The organism is Phenylobacterium sp. LH3H17, from assembly GCF_024298925.1.
Taxonomy (GTDB): domain Bacteria; phylum Pseudomonadota; class Alphaproteobacteria; order Caulobacterales; family Caulobacteraceae; genus Phenylobacterium.
In genome coordinates this window covers 2549816-2567321 of sequence record NZ_CP101283.1, presented here as the reverse complement: position 1 = coordinate 2567321, position 17506 = coordinate 2549816, and the positions used below count along the sequence as shown (strand labels likewise).

Below are 17506 nucleotides of genomic sequence, written 5' to 3'. Positions count from 1 at the left end.
TCCCTCGAACGGCGAATATGTATAGACATAAGTCCGAGACGTGAGGCTTGTCCAGTGACCGATCCGACGACGACCCTGTGGTTCGAAAGCGCCTTGCTGGAAACGGGCTGGGCTGAAAACGTCCGCCTGACGCTTCAGGGCGGCCGCATCATTCGCGTCCAGGACGGCGTCCCGCGCGAGGTCCACGAGGCGGCCAACGGCCCGGCGCTCCCCGGCCTGCCCAACCTTCACAGCCACGCCTTCCAGCGCGGCATGGCGGGCCTGGCCGAGGTGCGCGGCCCGGCCGGCGACAGCTTCTGGACCTGGCGCGAGGTCATGTACCGTTTCCTGGAACGCCTCGGACCCGACGAGGTCGAGGCCATCGCCGCCCAGGCCTATGTCGAGATGCTGGAAGCCGGTTTCACCCGGGTGGGGGAGTTCCACTACCTGCATCACGACCGGGAGGGATCGCCCTTCGCCGATCCCGCCGAGATGGCCGCCCGGATCGCCGCGGCGGCCGACGAGAGCGGCGTCGGCCTGACCCTGCTGCCGGTGTTCTACGCCCATTTCGGGTTCGGTGGCGCCGACCCGACCCCGGGCCAGGCTCGATTCGTCCACGACATCGACAGCTTCGCTCGCCTGCTCGAGGCCAGCCGAATGGCGGTCGCGGGCCTCGCCGGCGCGGTGGTCGGCCTGGCGCCGCACAGTCTGCGCGCCGTGACCCCCGGCGAGCTGAGCGCCCTCACGAGTCTGGCGGGCGAGGGGCCCATCCACATCCACGTGGCCGAGCAGACCCAGGAGGTTCAGGACTGCCTGGCCTGGTCGGGTCGGCGCCCGATCGAATGGCTGATGGCCAATGCCGCGGTCGACCCCCGCTGGTGCCTGGTCCACGCCACCCACGTCACCCTGGAGGAGATCGCCGACATGGCGCGCGCCGGGGCGGTGGTGGGTCTCTGCCCGATCACCGAGGCCAATCTCGGCGACGGCCTGTTCCTGGCCCCGGAGTTCCGCCAGCAGGGCGGCCGGTTCGGGATCGGCTCGGATTCCAACGTGCTGATCGACGTCGCCGAGGAACTGCGGACCCTCGAATACGGCCAGCGCCTGGCGCGGCGGAACCGCAATGTCATGGCCGCCGAGCCCGGCGACTCCACCGGCGCGAGCCTCTATCGCGCGGCCCTGACGGGCGGCGCCCAGGCGCTCGGGGTCGGTGCGCCGCGGCTCGCGGCGGGCGAGCCGGCCGACATCGTCACCCTCGACGCCGAGCATCCGGCCCTGGCCGCCCGGCGCGGCGACCCCCTGATCGACAGCTGGGTGTTCGCCGGACGCCGCGATGTCGTCGACGGGGTCTGGCGCGCGGGCGTCAAGCTGGTCAGCGGCGGTCGCCATCGGGCCCGCGACGCCGTCGCAGACCGCTACCGCAAGGCCGTGGCCCGCGTGCTCGCATGACTGCGCCCCTGCATCAGCGTATCCGCAGCGAGATCGAGGGCCAGATCCTGTCCGGGGCCTGGCCGCCGGGCCATCGTATTCCCTACGAGCACGAGCTGATGGCCGCCCACGGGTGCTCGCGCATGACCGTGAACAAGGCGATGACGGCGCTGGCCGAGGCCGGGCTGATCGAGCGCCGCCGCCGGGCCGGCTCCTTCGTGGCCCGGCCCAAGGTCCATTCGGCGGTCCTGGACATCCCCGACCTGCGCTCGGAGGTCACCCGTCGTGGTCAGACCTACGCCTTCCGCCTGATCTCCTCGCGCCGTCGCGCCGCCAACGGGCCGGCGGAGTCGGAGCTGGCGGCGGGCGGGGCCCTGCTGGACCTGCGCGGCCTGCACTTGGCCGCAGGGCGACCACTCGCCGTCGAGCACCGCCTGATCAGCCTGGCCGTCGCGCCCGAGGCCGCCGGGATAGACTTCTCGCAGGATCCGCCCGGCGCCTGGCTACTGGAGCACGTCCCCTGGACCGAGGCCGAGCACCGCATCAGCGCGGTCGGCGCCGACGCCGCCACTGCGAGACTGCTTGAGATTCCCCGCGGCGCGGCCTGCCTGGCCGTCGACCGCCGCACTTGGCGGGGCCCCACCCACGTCACCCAGGTCCGCCAGCTCTTCCCGGGCGAAGCCTATGACCTTGTGGCGAGGTTCGGGTCGTCGCGGGGCGGATAGACGTGTGACACCCCACTGGGGTCTTCCACCCGCGCGCCGTCGGCGCTCAGATAGCTCGGCCCCACCGGCGCCTTGCCGTGGCCGCCGGGGATGTCCAGCACATAGGTCGGCTGGCAGAGCCCGGAATAGTCGCCGCGCATGGCCTTCATCAGCGCCTGGCCCTCGGTGATCGTGGTTCGCAGGTGGCCGGTGCCGGGCGCCAGATCGCCCTGGTGCAGGTAGTAGGGCTTGATCCGGCTCTCCACGAAGGCGCGCATCAGGGCGCCCAGGGTGGCCGGATCGTCATTGACCCCGGCCAGCAGCACGCTCTGGCTGACCAGGGGGATGCCGGCGTCCACGAGCCGGGCGCAGGCCGCGCGCGCCGCCGGCGTCAGTTCGCGCGGGTGGTTGGCGTGGATGGCCACATAGACCGCCTTGCCGGGCCGCTTCAGCGCCGCCACCAGTTCGTCGGTGACCGCGGCCGGATCGACCACTGGCACGCGCGTGTGGAAGCGAACCACCTTGACGTGGTCGATGGCGTCCAGCCGGTCCATCAGGTCGGCAAGCCGCCGCGCCGACAGCACCAGCGGATCGCCGCCCGTGACGATCACCTCCCAGATCTCGGGCCGACCGGCGATGTAGGCCAGGGCCGCATCCAGCTCGGCGGGCGTGAGCGCGCCGAGACCCTGAGGGCCGACCATCTCGCGGCGGAAGCAGAACCGGCAATAGACCGCGCAGGTGTGGGTGACCTTCAGCAGCACCCGGTCGCGGTAGCGGTGGACGATCCCCTCCACCGGACTGCGTAACGCGTCGCCGATGGGATCGGCGCGCTCGTCGGGGTGGACGTCCAACTCGCGGACATCGGGCAGGAACTGGCGCGCGATCGGGTCGTCGGCCGCCTCGACAAGCTCGGCCATGGCGGGCGTGATGGCGACAGCGTATTGGGCGGCCACGCGCTCCAGGTCCGGTAGCTGGCCCGGCGAAATCAGCCTGGCTTCGGCGAGCGCCGCCGCACTGCGCAGGGTCGTCTGGTAGGTCATGGGCCGCATATGGCCCAAGGCGCCGCCCCCCGGCAATCAGTCGGTCCCGGCGACCGGAGTCCACAGCACCTGTTCGATCCGGCTGGCTCCGGTCGCCAGCATCACCAGCCGGTCGAAGCCCAGCGCTATGCCGCACGCTTCGGGCATGTGTTCCAGCGCCGCCAGGAAATCCTCGTCGATGGGATAGCGCTCGCCATAGACGCGGGCCTTCTCGTCCATTTCGATCTGGAACCTGCGCCGCTGCTCGGCGGGGTCTATGAGCTCGCCGAAGGCGTTGGCCAGCTCCACCCCGCAGGCATACAGCTCGAATCGCTCGGCCACCCTCGGGTCGCCAGGCTTTGGCCGCGCCAGGGCCGCCTCGCAGACCGGGTACTCGCAAAGGATGGTCGCCCGGCCCATGCCCAGGTTCGGTTCGATCTTCTCCACCAGCACCCGGCTGAACACGTCGGTCCAGGTGTCGTCGTCGGCCACCCGGATCCCCGCGGCGGCGGCCGCCCTCGCCAGGGCGTCGCGATCCGTCGCGCCGTCAACCCCGACGCTGGCCAGCAGGTCGATGCCGACGAACCGCTCGAAGGCCTCCGCCAGGGTCACCCGCTCGGGTTCGGCGAAGGGGTTGGCGGTCCCACCGCGCCAGGTCAGGGCCTTGGCCCCGGCCGTCTCGGCGGCAAGCGCCAAGAGGGCGGCGCTGTCGGCCATCAGGGCCTCATAGGTCTCGCTCGCCCGGTACCATTCCAGCAGAGTGAACTCAGGATGGTGCAGCGGCCCGCGCTCGCGGTTGCGCCAGACCCGGGCGAAATCGAAGATCTTCGTCTCTCCGGCCGCCAGCAGCTTCTTGGCCGCGAATTCCGGCGAGGTGTGCAGGTAGAGCGTCGATCGGCGGCCGTCGGTGGTGATCGCCTCGGTCGCGAAGGCGTGCAGATGGGCCTCGTTGCCGGGCGAGACCTGCAGGGCCGCGGCCTCCACCTCGGTGAAGCCGTCGGCCTCGAACCAGTCGCGCAGCTTGCGCTTGATGGCGTTGCGCGCCGTCAGGAACGGGCGGCGGTCACGGTGGCTGTCGGGACGCCACCAGGGCGAGGGCAGGGCGGTCGGCATGAGGCTGTTTACGGTGTCGCAGGCCGCGCGCGAAGCGGGAGAGCTATGGCGATCCTGGCAAGGTTCGCTATAGGGGCGGGCAAAGCATCATCGACGCGGCCGCCGAAACCGCCGCGAACTTGAGGAAGACCGACTTGAAGGTAATCGCCAGCTCCCTGCGCAAAGGCTCCGTCGTCGACATGGACGGCAAGCTCTACGTGGTCCTCAACGCCGAGAACATCCATCCCGGCAAGGGCACGCCGGTGACCCAGCTCAACATGCGGCGCATCTCTGACGGCGTGAAGGTGTCCGAGCGCTACCGCACCACAGAACAGGTCGAGAAGGCCTTCGTGGACGAGCGCGACCACACCTTCCTGTACCAGGATGGCGACGGCTTCCACTTCATGAACCCGGAGAACTACGACCAGGTCACGGCCTCGGCCGAAGTGGTGGGGGACGCCGCGCCGTTCCTGCAGGAGGGCATGACCATCCAGGTGGCCACACACAACGACGTGCCGATCTCGCTGACCCTGCCGCGCACGGTGACCCTGGAAATCGTGGAGACCGAGCCGTCGGTGAAGGGCCAGACCGCCTCTTCGTCCTACAAGCCGGCGATTCTCTCGAACGGGGTGAAGACCACCGTGCCGCCCTACATCGCCGTCGGCACCCGGGTGGTGATCCTCACCGAGGACAACAGCTACCTCGAACGCGCCAAGGACTAGGGACGAGCGATCTGACTCCGGCTAGATGCTCCGCCTCTGGGGGAGCTGTCAGCGAAGCTGACTGAGGGGGACTTTGACTCATTATTGGGGGGGCTTGAACCCCCTCCGTCTCGTCGCCGAAGGGGCGACGATCCACCTCCCCCAAACCGCGCTACGCGCTGGGGGAGGATCTATCTCAGAGTTCTAGCGCTTGCGGAACGTCGGGCGCGCGCCGCCGCCGACCCGGGGGCCGTCGGTCTTGTGGCGGTAGGTGATGCGGCCGCGGGTCAGGTCGTAAGGGGTCATCTCGACGATGACGCGGTCGCCGACCAGCGAACGGATGCGGTTCTTCTTCATCTTGCCCGCCGTGTAGGCGAGAATCTCGTGGTCGTTGTCCAGCTTCACGCGGAACCGGCCTTCGGGCAGCAGTTCGACGATCAGGCCGTCGAATTCGATCAGCTCTTCCTTGGCCATACGAGGCCTCCTCTCCGCCGGGAGGTCCGGCGAGGTCGTGAAAAAATGAAAACGGGCCGGCGTGAGCCGGCCCGTCTGGCAGTGGCGGGCTTACGCCCGCAAAGGCCTTAGGCGGATTGCAGCTGACCAGCCGACATCTTGCCGCTGCGCTGATCGCGCTCCAGTTCGAAGGCGACGCGTTGGCCTTCGTTCAGGGTGCCCATGCCGGCGCGCTCAACGGCCGAAATGTGCACAAAAACGTCGGCGCCGCCGTCATCGGGTTGGATGAAGCCGAAGCCCTTGGTTCCGTTGAACCACTTAACAATACCGGTAGCCATGAGAAGTCCCCTTCCGGGTCTTAATATTACCTCGCGCCAAGAGCGGCCGAGGGATCAAAATTTCGGATGGGGTCGAGGGCAGGTCCGGATGTTCGAGTAAACTCGAACTGGGATAGCGGCCGAACCAAAACGATATTCGATACGGTCGTAGACCATCTACTGAGGAAAAAAGCAATTCATTTCGACGAACGCCGCGATCAAGCCATCGCGATCTCAGCGTTCCGGCGGCCCATGCGGCTGCGGGGGTACCTCAAGCCAGGCTTTCGAGGCCGCCGCCCTGGGTTCCGAAAAGGTCTCCTCGATGGTGCTCAGGAGTTCGTCGCTCGCGACCGGTCGACGCGACAAGGACTGGCGTCCGTCGGTCTCGGTCTCTGCGCGGTTCTAGGAACGAGGCGGCTCTGTGCGCCTAAAAGTTCCAATGGCTCCCCGAGCAGGACTCGAACCTGCGACAAGTCGGTTAACAGCCGACTGCTCTACCAGCTGAGCTATCGGGGATCACCTTGGAGGCGGCGATATACGTCGCGTCGGGCGGGCGCGCAAGCCATGGATATCGTGTCGCATGGCATGCTTAGAAAAAGAGCCCGGCCGAGGCCGGGCTTTACGAAGTCGGTGATGGTGGGGTGTCTTCCGGGGAAGACGACGTCAGGTTCCGCCAACATGGTTAAGCGAAGGTTAAGACCTGCCGGAGCCTGCTCCAAAACGCCGCGCGGGGCAGGCGGGCCTTGAGGCGGCGGGGCGATCTCCGCTAGTCAGGGCCGGCGCGGCGAGCGGTCCGGGAGCAGACGGAATGCGTATCCATTTCACGGGCATGGCCGGGGCGGGGATGAGCGCGGTCGCGCTCCTGATGCGCGACGCCGGCCACGAGGTCTCGGGTTCCGACGAGGATGTCTTCCCGCCGATGTCGACCTATGTGGAAGGCCTGGGCTTTCCCTTCCACCGCCGATTCGACGCGGCGAATCTCCCGGCCGAACTGGACGTCCTGGTGCTGGGGACCAGCGCCAAGCTGGGCGCCGAGGCCAATCCCGAGGTGATCGCCGCCCGCGCCCGCGGCGTGCGGGTCACCACCTTCGCCGAGATGCTGGGGGAGGCGACCCTGGGCCGCGAGGTCACAGTGGTGGCCGGCTCCTTCGGCAAGTCGAGCTGCACGGCGCTCATGGCCCACATTCTGCGCCAGGCCGGGACCGATCCGGGCTGGATGGTCGGGGCCATCTCGCCCTCCCTGCCGGAGACCGGACATTGGGGGGCCGGGCAGGTGGTGCTGGAGGGCGACGAGTACATCGTCTCCGGCGCCGACCGCAGGTCCAAGTTCGCCCTCTATCATCCCCAGCACCTGCTGCTGACCTCGCTGATCCACGACCACGTCAACGTCTTCCCGACCTTCGCGGACTACGAGGCGCCCTTCCTCGAGCTGCTGCAGGGCCTGCCCATGAGCGGCCTGGCCATGCTGCGGGAACATCCCGCGATCCGCGCGGTGACCCATCACACCAAGGCCCGCGTGGTCTGGTACGACACCGCCCCCTGCGACGGCTGGTTCAGCCGCGACGTCACGTTCGGAGAGACCACCAGCTTCGTCCTGGTGGCCCCGGACGGCCGCGAGATCGCCCTGCGCACCCAGCTGCTCGGCGCCCACAATGTGGAGAACATCGTCGGCGTGGCGGCCTATCTGCTGGAGCGCGGCCTGGTGAGCCCCGACCAGCTCGCCCGCGCCCTGGAGAGTTTCGGCGGCATCCGCCGGCGGCTGGACCGCCTGACCGCGGCCTCGATAGTCCCGTTGATCGAGGGCTTCGGCTCCTCATACGAGAAGGCGCGATCGGCCATCGAGGCCATGCAGCTGCACTATCCGGACCGGCCGCTGATCGTGGTCTTCGAGCCCCACACCTTCTCCTGGCGCTCCCGCGATGCGCTCAGCTGGTACGACACGGTGTTCGACGGTGCGGCCCAGGTGCTGATGATCCCGCCGCCCACTCACGGGGCGGCCAGCCATCATCAGTCGACCCACGAGGAAATCGTCGCGCGCACCGCCGCCGCGGGCGTGGCGGTCCGGGGCGTGACCACCGCCGACGACGTCATCGCCGCGTTGTCGGACCTGCGCGGCGACGAAGCCGTCCTGCTGCTTTCGTCGGGCCCGCTGCTGGGCCTGCCCGACAGCCTGCCGCCGGTGTTCGACAGGCTGTACGGCGAAGCCGTCGCCGCCTAGCCGATCCGCGCGGCGATCAGCGGTTCCAGCCAGGCGCCGCGCTGGAAGATATCCATGTGGGTCGTGCCCGGCAGGACCGCGAGCTGGGCTCCGGGGATCAGTCGCTTCATCTCCGCGGCATGCTCTATCCGGGTGAAGTCGTTGTCGCCGATGGCCAGCAAGGTGGGCGCCGTGATCGCGCCGAGTTGGGCGGGGCTCCACCCCTCCCATGTGGTGAGCATGACGTTGAGGCGCTCCAGAATCGGGAAGAAGCTCTCAGGATCGGGGTTGTGCTTGCGATGGTTGGCTTCCCAGGCGGCGAAGTCGGCCTCGGTCGGCAGCAGGGGCGCCAGCTCCGCCGTTGGTTCCTGGATCTCGCCCCGCTGCAGCTTGGCCAGTTCCGGCTGCATGCCGTCGAGATTGTAGGTCACGCTGACGGCCGTGAGGCTGGCCGTGCGCGCCGGATGATGGATCGCCACCTCCGTCGCGATCATTCCGCCCAGGCTGTGGCCGACCAGGTGGGCCCGGGCCACGCCGAGGTGATCCAGCACGCCCACCACGTCATCGGCCAACCGGGACAGTCGGATCGGACCCTGACGATCGCCGGTATGGCCATGGCCCTGCGGCTCGACGGCGATGACGGGCCGGGTCTTGGAGAACCGCGGGATCAGGTCGGCGGCGAGCGCGGTGTCGATCGCCATCGCGCCGCCGGCCAGCAGCACAATCGGCGTTCCGCTCGTGGCGCCATGCCGCTCGTAGTAGACGCGCAGGCCGTCGACTTCGGCGTAGCCGCCGTTGCGTTCCTTGGTCTCCATGGAAAATCCTCTTTCACTGACGCCAAGACCGGCGGCCGCCGCCACGCCCGAGGCGAGCAGCAGCCGACGGCTCAGGCCTGGCCGTACCGGTTCGATCATCGAAATCATCCAGCTAATTACGCTGGAACGACGAACGGCGAGCGGCCGGCCCGACATCAGGTCGAGATAAAATCTCCGTGGTCGCCGGTTAGTGGCGGGCCGGGATGGGTTGCACGTACTCGCCGGCGGCGGCCTCCGCCTCTTTGAACTGCGCCCGCTTGGGACCGAGATAGCCGAACAGGAAGGCGGCGACCTTGCGCATCTGGATCTCCTCCGAGCCCTCGGTGATCCGGTAGCGGCGGTGGTGGCGGTAGATGTGCTCGAAGGGCTTGTGGCGAGAATAGCCGATGCCCCCGTGCACCTGCATGGCCCGGTCGGCGGCCTCGCAGACCAGGCGGTTGGCCCAGTAGTTACACATGGAGACCTTGTCGGAGATCGTCCGCTCGATCTCCTTGTGCTCCATCCGGTCCATGTCCCAGGCGGTCTTGCGGATCAGCAGGCGCAGCATCTCGCACTGGGTCGCCAACTCCACGAGCGGGAACTGGATGCCCTGGTTGTCGGACAGCGGCTTGCCGAACGGCTTGCGGGCCCGGGCGTACTTCACGCTCTCCTCGACGCAGAAGACCGCCGCGCCCAGGGATGAGGCGGCCTGGCGGATGCGGTTCTGGTGCACGAAGCTCTGCCCCAGTCCCAGCCCGCGGTCGATCTGGCCCCAGTAGCTGTCCTCGGGAATCCAGACGTCGGTGAAGCTGACCCGCGGGTGGTCGGTGGGCATGTTGAAGGTCCAGAGATACTCCTCGACCTTCACGCCGGGGGTGTCGGCGGGCACGATGAAGCAGGTGATCCCCGCGGCGTCGCCGTCCTTGCCGCTGGTGCGGGCGAAGACCATGACGTGGGTCGCCACGTGCATGCCGGTCGTCCACATCTTTTCGCCGCGGATCAGCCAGCCGGGCTTGCCGTCCTTGTCCTGGCGGACCGCGGTGGTCTCCATGAACGTCGCGTCCGAGCCGTGGTTGGGTTCGGTCAGCCCGAAGCCCGTGCGCATCTGGCCGGCCAGCAGCTTGGCGCCGTCGCGGTCGTACTGGGCGTTGGTGGCGAACTCCTTGAACATCAGGATGAAGGGGTTGTTGCCGACGATCGAGTGCTCGTTCTGCAGGTCGTTGTGCAGGCCCAGCCCCTTGGCGGCCAGGTGCTCGCGGATCACCGCCATGTCGAGGTTCGAGCCGCCCTTGCCACCCATCTCGGTGGGCCAGGCATAGCGTAGGTGGCCGGCCTCGTCGGCGAGCTTGCGGGCCTGGCCCAGCAGCTCTTCCCATTCCTTCTTCGGCAGGCCGCCGGCGTCCCAATCGGTGCGCTCGTATTCGCGCCGATGGTCGAAGTAGCGGATGTTGTCGTCCTTCTGCTCCAGCGGCTTGATCTTGGCCTCGATGAAGGCGTCCAGTTCCCCCAGGTAAGCTTCGAGTTCCGGGCTGATGCTGAAATCCATGGGTGTTTCCTCCGATACGGGCCGACGTCTTTTTGGCCGTTTACAAGCCGGCGCCGAACGCTGCAGATCGTTGGATTAGATCACGACAAAGGTTCCCCGGCGTCATGGAAGACACCATTTTTTCAAGCCTTTCGCGGCTGGCCCCCCGCCTCGCGGAGGGCGGCGGAAATATCGAGGACCTGCAGCGCCTTTCAGGGGGCGCCAGCATGGAAACCTGGGCCTTCGCGGTAGCCGGACCGGGGGGCCGCCAGGAGATGATCCTGCGCCGCCGGCCGGGCGGTCCCATCGACGAGGACGCCTCGCGCTCGGTCTCGCTGGCCACCGAGGCCGCCCTGATCGTGGCGGCCCATGGGACGGGCGCCCCGGTGGCGCCCCTGGTCCACCTGGCAGGCCCCGACGACGGCCTGGGCGAGGCCCACATCACGCGCCGCATCGCCGGCGAGACCCTGGGCCGCAAGATCGTCATGGACCCCCGGTTCGACGCCGTGCGCCCCAGCCTGGCGCGCCAGTGCGGCGGCATCCTGGCCCAGATCCATTCGGCCAAGGCCGACCTGCCGCTGAAGACCGTCGACTTCCTGGGCGAACTGGAGCGCTACGAGGCGGTCTACCGCCAGTCGGGCGCCGAGCGGCCGATCCTGGAACTGGCGTTCCAGCACCTGAAGAAACACGCCCCGCCGCCGGTCGAGCCGGTGCTGCTGCACGGCGACTTCAGGAACGGGAACCTTATCATCGATCCGGACAAGGGCGTCGCCGCCGTGCTGGACTGGGAACTCTCCCACTACGGCGATCCGGCCGAGGACCTGTCCTGGATCTGCGTCAATTCCTGGCGGTTCGGGAAGGCAGAGCTGCCGGTCGGCGGCTTCGGCCACTATGCCGACCTGCTGGACGGCTACGCGGCGGGCGGGGGGGCAGAGGTCCCGCTCTCGCGCGTGCTCCAGTGGCAGGCGCTGGGCTCCCTGAAATGGGGGGTGATGTGCCTGATGATGTATGCGAGCTACGCCACCGGCGCCGAGTCCTCGGTCGAACGGCCGATGATCGGGCGCCGGGTTTCGGAAACCGAGATCGACCTCGTCATCCTGATGGAGAACGGCCTGTGATCGAGAACCCCCGCGCCGACGAGCTGGTGGAGGCGGTGGCCCGCTGGATCGACTCCGTGCGACCGGGCCTGCCGCCCCGCGACGCCTTCCTGGCCCGGGTGGCGGCCAATGTGCTGAGCGTGGTCAAGCGCGAGCTGACCCTGGGGCCGCAGGCCGAGGCCGCCGCCACGGCGCGCCTGGCCGGCCTGCTGGGCCACGGGGGCTCGCTGTCCGAGCTGAACGCCGAGCTCTGCGCCAAGCTGCGCGACGGCGAGATGGACCGCGACACGCCTGGCCTGCTGGCGGCGCTCAAGGCCAACATCGTCGAGCAGATCGCCATCGACCAGCCGAACTACGCCCCCGAACCCTCCCGATGACCCTAAGCCGCGCCGACTGCGTGGCCCTGGACCGCGCCGATCCGCTGGCAGGGCGCCGCGCCCTGTTCGACCTGACACCGGGCCAGATCTATCTCGACGGCAATTCCCTGGGCGCCCTGCCGCGCGCCGTGAAGCCGCGCCTGGACGCCGCCGTCCAGGCCGAGTGGGGCAGGGATCTGATCAAGAGCTGGAACACCGCCGACTGGATCAACCTGCCGACGCGGGTAGGGGCCAGGATCGCCCCGCTGATCGGGGCCGCGCCCGACGAGGTGATCGCCGCCGACTCCACCTCGGTGAACATTTTCAAGCTGGCCGCCGCGGCGCTGAAGCTCCGGCCGGGCCGCAAGGTCATCGTCACCGAGCCCGGCAACTTCCCCACCGACCTCTACATCCTGCAGGGCCTGCGCGACCTCATGGGCGATGTGGAGCTGCGGGCGGTCGAGCCGGCCGGCCTGCAAGCCGCGCTCACCGAAGACGTTGCCCTGCTTCTGCTGACCCACGTCCACTACAAGACCGGCCGGGTCCACGACATGGCCCGGCTGACCGCCCAGGCTCATGCGGCCGGCGCGCTCGCACTCTGGGACCTCAGCCACTCAGCCGGCGCCCTGGCCGTCGACCTCAACGGCTGCGGGGCGGATCTGGCCGTCGGCTGCGGCTACAAGTACCTCAACGGCGGCCCCGGGGCCCCGGCCTTCCTGTTCGTCGCCAAGGCCTTGCAGGACGGCTTCCAGTCGCCGCTGACCGGCTGGATGGGCCACGCGGCGCCCTTCGCCTTCGGCGACGACTACGCCCCGGCCAAGGGCGTCCTGCGCGGCCTCTGCGGCACGCCCTCGGTCCTGGCCCTGACGGCGCTGGAGGCGGCTCTGAGCGTGTTCGACGGGGTCGACATGGCCGACATCCGCGCCAAGTCCATGGCCCTGGGCGACCTCTTCCTCGACCTGGCGCTCGCCCGCTGCTCGGAGTTCGGCCTGGGCTGCTCCCGCGACGCGACGCAGCGCGGCAGCCAGGTGGCGCTCACCCATCCGCACGGCTATCCGATCATGCAGGCCCTGATCGACCGCGGGGTCATCGGCGACTTCCGCGCCCCCGACGTCCTGCGGTTCGGCTTCACCCCGCTCTATGTCGGTTACGCCGACGTCTGGGACGCCGTGGAGGTCCTGGCCGACATCATGCAAAAAGGGCAGTGGCGCGAGGCGCGGTTCCATGAGATCGCGGCGGTGACATGAGCGACAAACTCCACATCCCGCCGCCGATGAGCTACGGCGACTATCTGGGCCTCGACACCCTGTTGTCGGCCCAGCGCCCGCGCTCGAACGAGCACGACGAACTGCTGTTCATCATCATCCACCAGGCTTCGGAGCTGTGGCTGAAGCTCTCGATCCACGAGCTGTCGGCCGCGCGCCAGCACATCCGCGACGACGACCTGGGCCCGGCCTTCAAGATGATCGCCCGGGTCAGCCGCATCCAGGGCCAGCTCATCCAGTCCTGGGACGTGCTGGGCACCATGACCCCCAGCGACTACCACGCCCTGCGCCCGCACCTCGGCCAGAGCTCGGGCTTCCAGTCCTTCCAGTACCGGATGCTGGAATTCCTGATGGGGGCCAAGGACGCCGCCATGCTCCGCGTCCACGAGGGGACGCAGGTTCACTCCCTGCTGGCCGAGGCCCTGGCCGCGCCCAGCCTCTATGACGAGTGCGTCCACCTCCTGGCGCGGCGCGGCTTCGACCTGCCCGCCGACCTCTTGGAGCGCGACCTGCGCGAACCCCACGCCGAGCATCCGGCCGTCGAGGCCGCCTGGATCGCCGTCTATCGCGACCCCGAGCGCTACTGGGACCTCTACGAACTGGCCGAGAAGCTGGTCGACCTGGAGTTCCGCTTCCAGCAATGGCGCTTCGCCCACCTGAAGACCGTGGAGCGCATCATCGGCTTCAAGCAGGGCACCGGCGGCAGCGCCGGCGCGGCCTATCTGGCCAAGGCCCTGGAGGGCTCGTTCTTCCCGGAACTGTTCAAGGTGCGGACGGCGCTCTGAGCATGATCGACGCTCTGCTCAGCCGCATGATCAAGGTCGGCGACCTCACCGTCCATTTGCCCGGTGGCGTCTCGAAGCGGGCCGGGGACGGGACCGGAACGCCGGTGGTGATCCGCTTCACCGGCAAGGGCGTGCGGCGGACGGTGGCCAATCCCAGCCTCGGCCTGGCCGAGGCCTATATGGACGGCGACCTGGTCATCGAGCAGGGGACCCTGTGGGATCTGCTGGAAATCGTCGGCAGGGGCGGCAGCCGGGGCCTCAAGGGCCGCGGCTCGTGGCTCAAGCGCATGCGGCGGGCGATCAAGCGCAAGATCCAGCAGGCCAATGACCGCACGGCCGCGCGCCGCAATGTCGCCCACCACTACGATCTGTCCAACGACCTCTACCGGCGCTTCCTCGACACGGACATGCAGTATTCCTGCGCCTATTTCGCCCGCCCGGACATGACGCTGGAAGAGGCCCAGGCGGCCAAGAAGGCGCACATCGCCGCCAAGCTGCGGATCGCGCCGGGCATGAGCGTGCTCGACATCGGTTCGGGCTGGGGCGGCATGGGCATGACCCTCGCCCGCGACCACGGCGCCCAGGTCACCGGGGTCACCCTATCGGTCGAGCAGCTCGAACTGGCCCGGAGCCGGGCCCAGGAGGCCGGCCTCGCCGACAAGGTCGCCTTCGAGCTGAAGGACTATCGCGACCTCGATCGCCCCTTCGACCGCATCGTCTCGGTGGGGATGCTGGAGCACGTCGGCGAGCCGCATTTCCGCGAGTATTTCGAGACCGTCAAACGCCTGCTGGCCGACGACGGGACGGCGGTGATCCACGCCATCGGCCGGGCAGGGGGACCGGGCCTGACCAACGCCTTCACCCACAAGTACATCTTCCCCGGCGGATACATCCCGGGCCTGTCGGAGATCGTCTCGGCGGTCGAGGACGCGGGCCTCTGGATCACCGACATCGAGATCCTGCGCCTGCACTATGCCGAGACCCTGAAGAACTGGCGGCTGCGGTTCCTGGCCGATTCGGAGATTCCCGCCCTCTATGACGAACGGTTCCGGCGCATGTGGGAGTTCTACCTGGCCTCGGCGGAGATGGGCTTCCGCTATGGCGGCCACATGGTCTTCCAGATCCAGCTCGCCCGGCGCGTCGACGCCTTGCCGATCACGCGGGACTATATGCGCGCCTAAGCCGCGACCGCCGCCGCCCAGCCTTTGGGCGCCGGAGCGCCAATCCACCGCCCAGAATCCAATCTAACGAAATAGCGATTGTCCGCCTGACGTGCTCATCTGCTCCCTGCATCCCATTGCAAAGCGGTTGGGGACATTATGGATCGTGGATTGTTGGCCGCCGGGCTGGGCGTATCGCGCCGGTCCTTTCTGGAAGGTCTTGGTGGGGTTGGCGGGTCCAGCCTGTTGCTGGCCGGGATGAGCGCCCTGGGGTTCGGGATCGCCTCGGCCCAGGCCGCGCCGCCCACCCTGTCCGGGGGCGGCGGCAAGAAGGTCGCCGTGCTGGGGGCCGGGGTCGCCGGCCTGACGGCGGCCTATGAACTCTCCAAGGCGGGCTACGACGTCACGGTCATCGAGGCCCGCGACTTCGCCGGCGGCCGCTGTCAGACGGCGCGCAAGGGCTTCAAGCTGACCGAACTGGGCGGCGAGACCCAGGTCTGCGATTTCGACGACGGCAACTACATCAATCACGGCCCCTGGCGGATCCCCTATCACCACCAGTCGACCCTGCATTACACCAAGGAATTCAACATTCCGCTGGAGGTGTTCGTCAACGACAACGACGCCTCCTACCTGATGTTCGGCCGTGGAAAGGGCCCGCTGGCCGGCAAGCCGATCCGCAAGGGCCAGGTGGCCGCCGACATCCGCGGCGGGGCCGCCGAGATCCTCGCCAAGTCGATCAAGCAAGGGGCGCTCGACCAGCAGATGACCGCCGAGGACCGCGAGCAGTTCCTCGCCTATGTGGTCCAGGAAGGCTATCTGACCAAGGATCTGGCCTACAGGGGCGCGGAGGGCCGCGGCTTCGACCTGCCGCCCGGCGCCCTGATGGATCCCGGGCCCGGCAAGCCGTCCACTCCCAACAGCTTCACCGACGTGCTGCACTCCGGCGCCTGGCGCACCCTGGCCTCGGTCAGCAGCTACGAACAGCAGAGGACCATGTTCCAGCCGGTCGGCGGCATGGACCGGATCGCCAAGGGCTTCGAAACCGCCATCGGCAAGCTGATCATGTATTCCACCCAGGTGAAGAGCCTGAAGCAGAACGCCAAGGGCGTGGAGGTCGCCTTCGTCGACGGCGACGGCAAGGCCGGGACGCTCAAGGCCGACTACTGCATCTGCACCATCCCGCTCTCGGTGCTGCGCCAGATGGACGTGCAGGTGTCCAAGCCCTTCAAGGAGGCGATCGGGAAGGTGTCTTACGCCCTGGTCGGCAAGATCGGCCTGCAGATGAAGCGGCGGTTCTGGGAAGAGGACCACCACATCTATGGCGGCCACGTCTATTTCGACGACCCCGAGATCAACAGCATGACCCTGCCGTCCACCGGCTTCCAGGGCCGCAAGGGCGTGCTGCTGGGCTATTACAATTTCGGCGCCCAGGCCGCGAAGGTCAGCGCGCTTTCGCCCGCCGAGCGCCGCGCCCTGGCGGGGCGGGCCGGCGACCGGGTGTTCCCCGGCTATTCCGAGAATATCGACAGCGCCTTCTCCGCCTCCTGGCACCTGATCGAGCACAACCTCGGCGGTTGGGCCGAATGGAGCGAGGAGAGCCGCGCCAGCGCCTATCCCATACTGTGTGAGCCCGATGGACGGCTCTACCTGGCCGGCGAGCACATGAGCTACATGACCGGCTGGCAGGCCGGCGGGATCGAGAGCGCCTGGCAGCAGATCGCCAAGCTCCACGCCCGTGTGCACGCCGCGTGAGGGGAGCCATGCGTATCGTACCCGTGCTTGCGGTCGTCGCCGCGAGCCTCTGCGCCCAATCGGCCGCCGCCGCCGACGGCGCCAGCCTCTACAAGGACAACTGCGCCGCCTGCCATCGTCCGACCGGTCAGGGGATACCCGGCGCCTTCCCGGCGCTGGCCGGCAGCAAGACCGTGCAGGGCGACCCCAAGGAGGCCATCGGCCGGGTGCTGCAAGGGCGCGGCGGCATGCCGTCCTTCCAGGCCGAGCTGACCGACCTGCAGATCGCGACCATCCTCAGCTACGTGCGCGCGTCCTGGGGCAATAGGGGCAAGCCCATCAATCCGACCCAGGTGACCGCCCTGCGCAGTGGCCGTCGGGAACAGCCCAAGGCGACGCTACAGGCTCACTAGCCGGCGGCTAGCCGTCGCTGAGGGTCGGCTCGCGCACGCCGGCGTCGACTAGCAACTCGCCGGTGGCCAGGCCGCAGATGTTCAAGCTCTGGGCCATCAGGCGGGTGTTGGCCTCCATCAGGGCCGCTGGCGTGCGGATGGTCGGAAGCTGCGCCAGATAGGCCAGCCAGATGTCGCAGCCCGCCTTCCAGATCTCAAAACCTTCCTGGAAGGTTTTTTCGGCCGGGGCGGCCACGGATTGGGTGTTCGGCTTCGGCATGATCGCGCTCCTGCTTGCGCCCGTCTCTCAGCATGTCGCCGGCGCACGCGCTTTGACGCCGCTCAATCGGCGTCACTTCACAGTACGCAAGGGTCGGGATGTCGCGAGGAAATTTGGAGGCCTGACCGAGAATCGAACTCGGGTGCACGGATTTGCAGTCCGCTGCGTAACCACTCCGCCATCAGGCCGCCGCCGGTTGTTCGCCGGAGAGGGCGGATCGCTAACAGAACG

General features: G+C 68.5%; 18 protein-coding genes and 2 tRNA genes. 11 read left to right on the top strand and 9 right to left on the bottom strand.

From position 1 onward, the window contains the following. Positions 1–54 precede the first annotated feature (54 nt). Entirely contained in the window at positions 55–1425 is a 1371-nt protein-coding gene (locus M9M90_RS12740; protein ID WP_371876849.1) for a formimidoylglutamate deiminase, read from the top strand. Next, complete coding sequence (gene hutC, locus M9M90_RS12735; RefSeq protein WP_254833605.1) at positions 1422–2129, top strand: histidine utilization repressor; 708 nt, start codon at positions 1422–1424, stop codon at positions 2127–2129. The genes M9M90_RS12740 and hutC overlap by 4 nt, the downstream gene beginning before the upstream one ends. On the opposite strand, the gene M9M90_RS12730 is transcribed toward hutC, so the two are convergent. After that, the gene (locus tag M9M90_RS12730) at positions 2087–3148 is read right to left on the bottom strand and encodes a lysine-2,3-aminomutase-like protein (RefSeq protein ID WP_254833604.1); all 1062 of its coding nucleotides are present in this window, start codon (positions 3146–3148) and stop codon (positions 2087–2089) included. The two genes, hutC and M9M90_RS12730, sit on opposite strands and share 43 nt — an antisense overlap. 36 nt (positions 3149–3184) lie before the next feature. Then, positions 3185–4240: an EF-P lysine aminoacylase EpmA gene (gene epmA, locus M9M90_RS12725; RefSeq protein ID WP_254833603.1), complete on the bottom strand. Its 1056-nt coding sequence runs from the start codon at positions 4238–4240 to the stop codon at positions 3185–3187. A 134-nt stretch (positions 4241–4374) separates the two neighbouring features. Here epmA and efp point away from each other — a divergent pair, with 134 nt between their 5' ends. After that, the gene (efp, locus tag M9M90_RS12720) at positions 4375–4941 is read left to right on the top strand and encodes an elongation factor P (RefSeq protein ID WP_254833602.1); all 567 of its coding nucleotides are present in this window, start codon (positions 4375–4377) and stop codon (positions 4939–4941) included. A gap of 183 nt (positions 4942–5124) precedes the next feature. Here efp and infA read toward each other — a convergent pair whose 3' ends face one another. From infA to M9M90_RS12705, 3 genes are all read right to left on the bottom strand, one after another. Beyond that, positions 5125–5394 (bottom strand): translation initiation factor IF-1, encoded by a 270-nt coding sequence (infA, locus tag M9M90_RS12715; protein ID WP_254833601.1) that lies wholly within the window; start codon positions 5392–5394, stop codon positions 5125–5127. A 107-nt stretch (positions 5395–5501) separates the two neighbouring features. Beyond that, positions 5502–5711 carry a cold-shock protein gene (locus M9M90_RS12710; protein ID WP_254833600.1) on the bottom strand — a complete coding sequence of 70 codons (210 nt, stop codon included), beginning with the start codon at positions 5709–5711 and terminating at the stop codon, positions 5502–5504. 419 nt (positions 5712–6130) lie between these two features. Beyond that, a tRNA-Asn gene (locus tag M9M90_RS12705) sits at positions 6131–6206 on the bottom strand. 292 nt (positions 6207–6498) lie between these two features. Here M9M90_RS12705 and M9M90_RS12700 point away from each other — a divergent pair. Further along, positions 6499–7908: a Mur ligase domain-containing protein gene (locus M9M90_RS12700; protein ID WP_254833599.1), complete on the top strand. Its 1410-nt coding sequence runs from the start codon at positions 6499–6501 to the stop codon at positions 7906–7908. Here the strand turns inward: M9M90_RS12700 and M9M90_RS12695 are convergent. Together M9M90_RS12695 and M9M90_RS12690 are read right to left on the bottom strand one after the other, a co-directional pair. Further along, a complete protein-coding gene (locus M9M90_RS12695; RefSeq protein WP_254833598.1) occupies positions 7905–8801 on the bottom strand; it encodes an alpha/beta fold hydrolase in 897 nt (298 codons plus the stop codon). The genes M9M90_RS12700 and M9M90_RS12695 overlap by 4 nt on opposite strands. Before the next feature lie 88 nt (positions 8802–8889). Continuing rightward, positions 8890–10227: an acyl-CoA dehydrogenase family protein gene (locus M9M90_RS12690; RefSeq protein WP_254833597.1), complete on the bottom strand. Its 1338-nt coding sequence runs from the start codon at positions 10225–10227 to the stop codon at positions 8890–8892. Positions 10228–10331: 104 nt separating this feature from the next. Here M9M90_RS12690 and M9M90_RS12685 point away from each other — a divergent pair, with 104 nt between their 5' ends. From M9M90_RS12685 to M9M90_RS12655, 7 genes are all read left to right on the top strand, one after another. Next, positions 10332–11324 carry a phosphotransferase family protein gene (locus M9M90_RS12685; protein ID WP_254833596.1) on the top strand — a complete coding sequence of 331 codons (993 nt, stop codon included), beginning with the start codon at positions 10332–10334 and terminating at the stop codon, positions 11322–11324. Beyond that, complete coding sequence (locus tag M9M90_RS12680) at positions 11321–11680, top strand: DUF6285 domain-containing protein (RefSeq protein ID WP_254833595.1); 360 nt, start codon at positions 11321–11323, stop codon at positions 11678–11680. Before M9M90_RS12685 ends, M9M90_RS12680 begins: the two co-directional genes overlap by 4 nt. After that, entirely contained in the window at positions 11677–12906 is a 1230-nt protein-coding gene (kynU, locus tag M9M90_RS12675) for a kynureninase (RefSeq protein ID WP_254833594.1), read from the top strand. Before M9M90_RS12680 ends, kynU begins: the two co-directional genes overlap by 4 nt. A 14-nt stretch (positions 12907–12920) precedes the next feature. Continuing rightward, positions 12921–13709: a tryptophan 2,3-dioxygenase gene (gene kynA / locus M9M90_RS12670; RefSeq protein ID WP_254837124.1), complete on the top strand. Its 789-nt coding sequence runs from the start codon at positions 12921–12923 to the stop codon at positions 13707–13709. A 2-nt stretch (positions 13710–13711) separates the two neighbouring features. After that, positions 13712–14890, top strand: coding sequence for a cyclopropane-fatty-acyl-phospholipid synthase family protein (locus M9M90_RS12665; protein ID WP_254833593.1), 1179 nt, complete (start codon positions 13712–13714; stop codon positions 14888–14890). A 138-nt stretch (positions 14891–15028) separates the two neighbouring features. After that, complete coding sequence (locus M9M90_RS12660) at positions 15029–16624, top strand: flavin monoamine oxidase family protein (RefSeq protein WP_254833592.1); 1596 nt, start codon at positions 15029–15031, stop codon at positions 16622–16624. An 8-nt stretch (positions 16625–16632) separates the two neighbouring features. Continuing rightward, positions 16633–17016, top strand: coding sequence for a cytochrome c (locus M9M90_RS12655; RefSeq protein ID WP_254833591.1), 384 nt, complete (start codon positions 16633–16635; stop codon positions 17014–17016). 7 nt (positions 17017–17023) lie between these two features. On the opposite strand, the gene M9M90_RS12650 is transcribed toward M9M90_RS12655, so the two are convergent. Both M9M90_RS12650 and M9M90_RS12645 read right to left on the bottom strand, forming a co-directional pair. Continuing rightward, a complete protein-coding gene (locus M9M90_RS12650; RefSeq protein WP_254833590.1) occupies positions 17024–17275 on the bottom strand; it encodes a hypothetical protein in 252 nt (83 codons plus the stop codon). 114 nt (positions 17276–17389) lie between these two features. After that, positions 17390–17463 (bottom strand) — tRNA-Cys (locus M9M90_RS12645). Positions 17464–17506 lie beyond the last annotated feature (43 nt).

Excerpts from the sequence above, each read along its gene's own strand:
- hutC (WP_254833605.1), top strand. The coding sequence starts at position 1,422 with ATGACTGCGCCCCTGCATCAGCGTATCCGCAGCGAGATCGAGGGCCAG.
- M9M90_RS12730 (WP_254833604.1), bottom strand. The coding sequence starts at position 3,148 with ATGACCTACCAGACGACCCTGCGCAGTGCGGCGGCGCTCGCCGAAGCC.
- epmA (WP_254833603.1), bottom strand. The coding sequence starts at position 4,240 with ATGCCGACCGCCCTGCCCTCGCCCTGGTGGCGTCCCGACAGCCACCGT.
- infA (WP_254833601.1), bottom strand. The coding sequence starts at position 5,394 with ATGGCCAAGGAAGAGCTGATCGAATTCGACGGCCTGATCGTCGAACTG.
- M9M90_RS12710 (WP_254833600.1), bottom strand. The coding sequence starts at position 5,711 with ATGGCTACCGGTATTGTTAAGTGGTTCAACGGAACCAAGGGCTTCGGC.
- M9M90_RS12700 (WP_254833599.1), top strand. The coding sequence starts at position 6,499 with ATGCGTATCCATTTCACGGGCATGGCCGGGGCGGGGATGAGCGCGGTC.
- M9M90_RS12695 (WP_254833598.1), bottom strand. The coding sequence starts at position 8,801 with ATGATCGAACCGGTACGGCCAGGCCTGAGCCGTCGGCTGCTGCTCGCC.
- M9M90_RS12690 (WP_254833597.1), bottom strand. The coding sequence starts at position 10,227 with ATGGATTTCAGCATCAGCCCGGAACTCGAAGCTTACCTGGGGGAACTG.
- M9M90_RS12685 (WP_254833596.1), top strand. The coding sequence starts at position 10,332 with ATGGAAGACACCATTTTTTCAAGCCTTTCGCGGCTGGCCCCCCGCCTC.
- kynU (WP_254833594.1), top strand. The coding sequence starts at position 11,677 with ATGACCCTAAGCCGCGCCGACTGCGTGGCCCTGGACCGCGCCGATCCG.
- M9M90_RS12665 (WP_254833593.1), top strand. The coding sequence starts at position 13,712 with ATGATCGACGCTCTGCTCAGCCGCATGATCAAGGTCGGCGACCTCACC.
- M9M90_RS12660 (WP_254833592.1), top strand. The coding sequence starts at position 15,029 with ATGGATCGTGGATTGTTGGCCGCCGGGCTGGGCGTATCGCGCCGGTCC.
- M9M90_RS12655 (WP_254833591.1), top strand. The coding sequence starts at position 16,633 with ATGCGTATCGTACCCGTGCTTGCGGTCGTCGCCGCGAGCCTCTGCGCC.
- M9M90_RS12650 (WP_254833590.1), bottom strand. The coding sequence starts at position 17,275 with ATGCCGAAGCCGAACACCCAATCCGTGGCCGCCCCGGCCGAAAAAACC.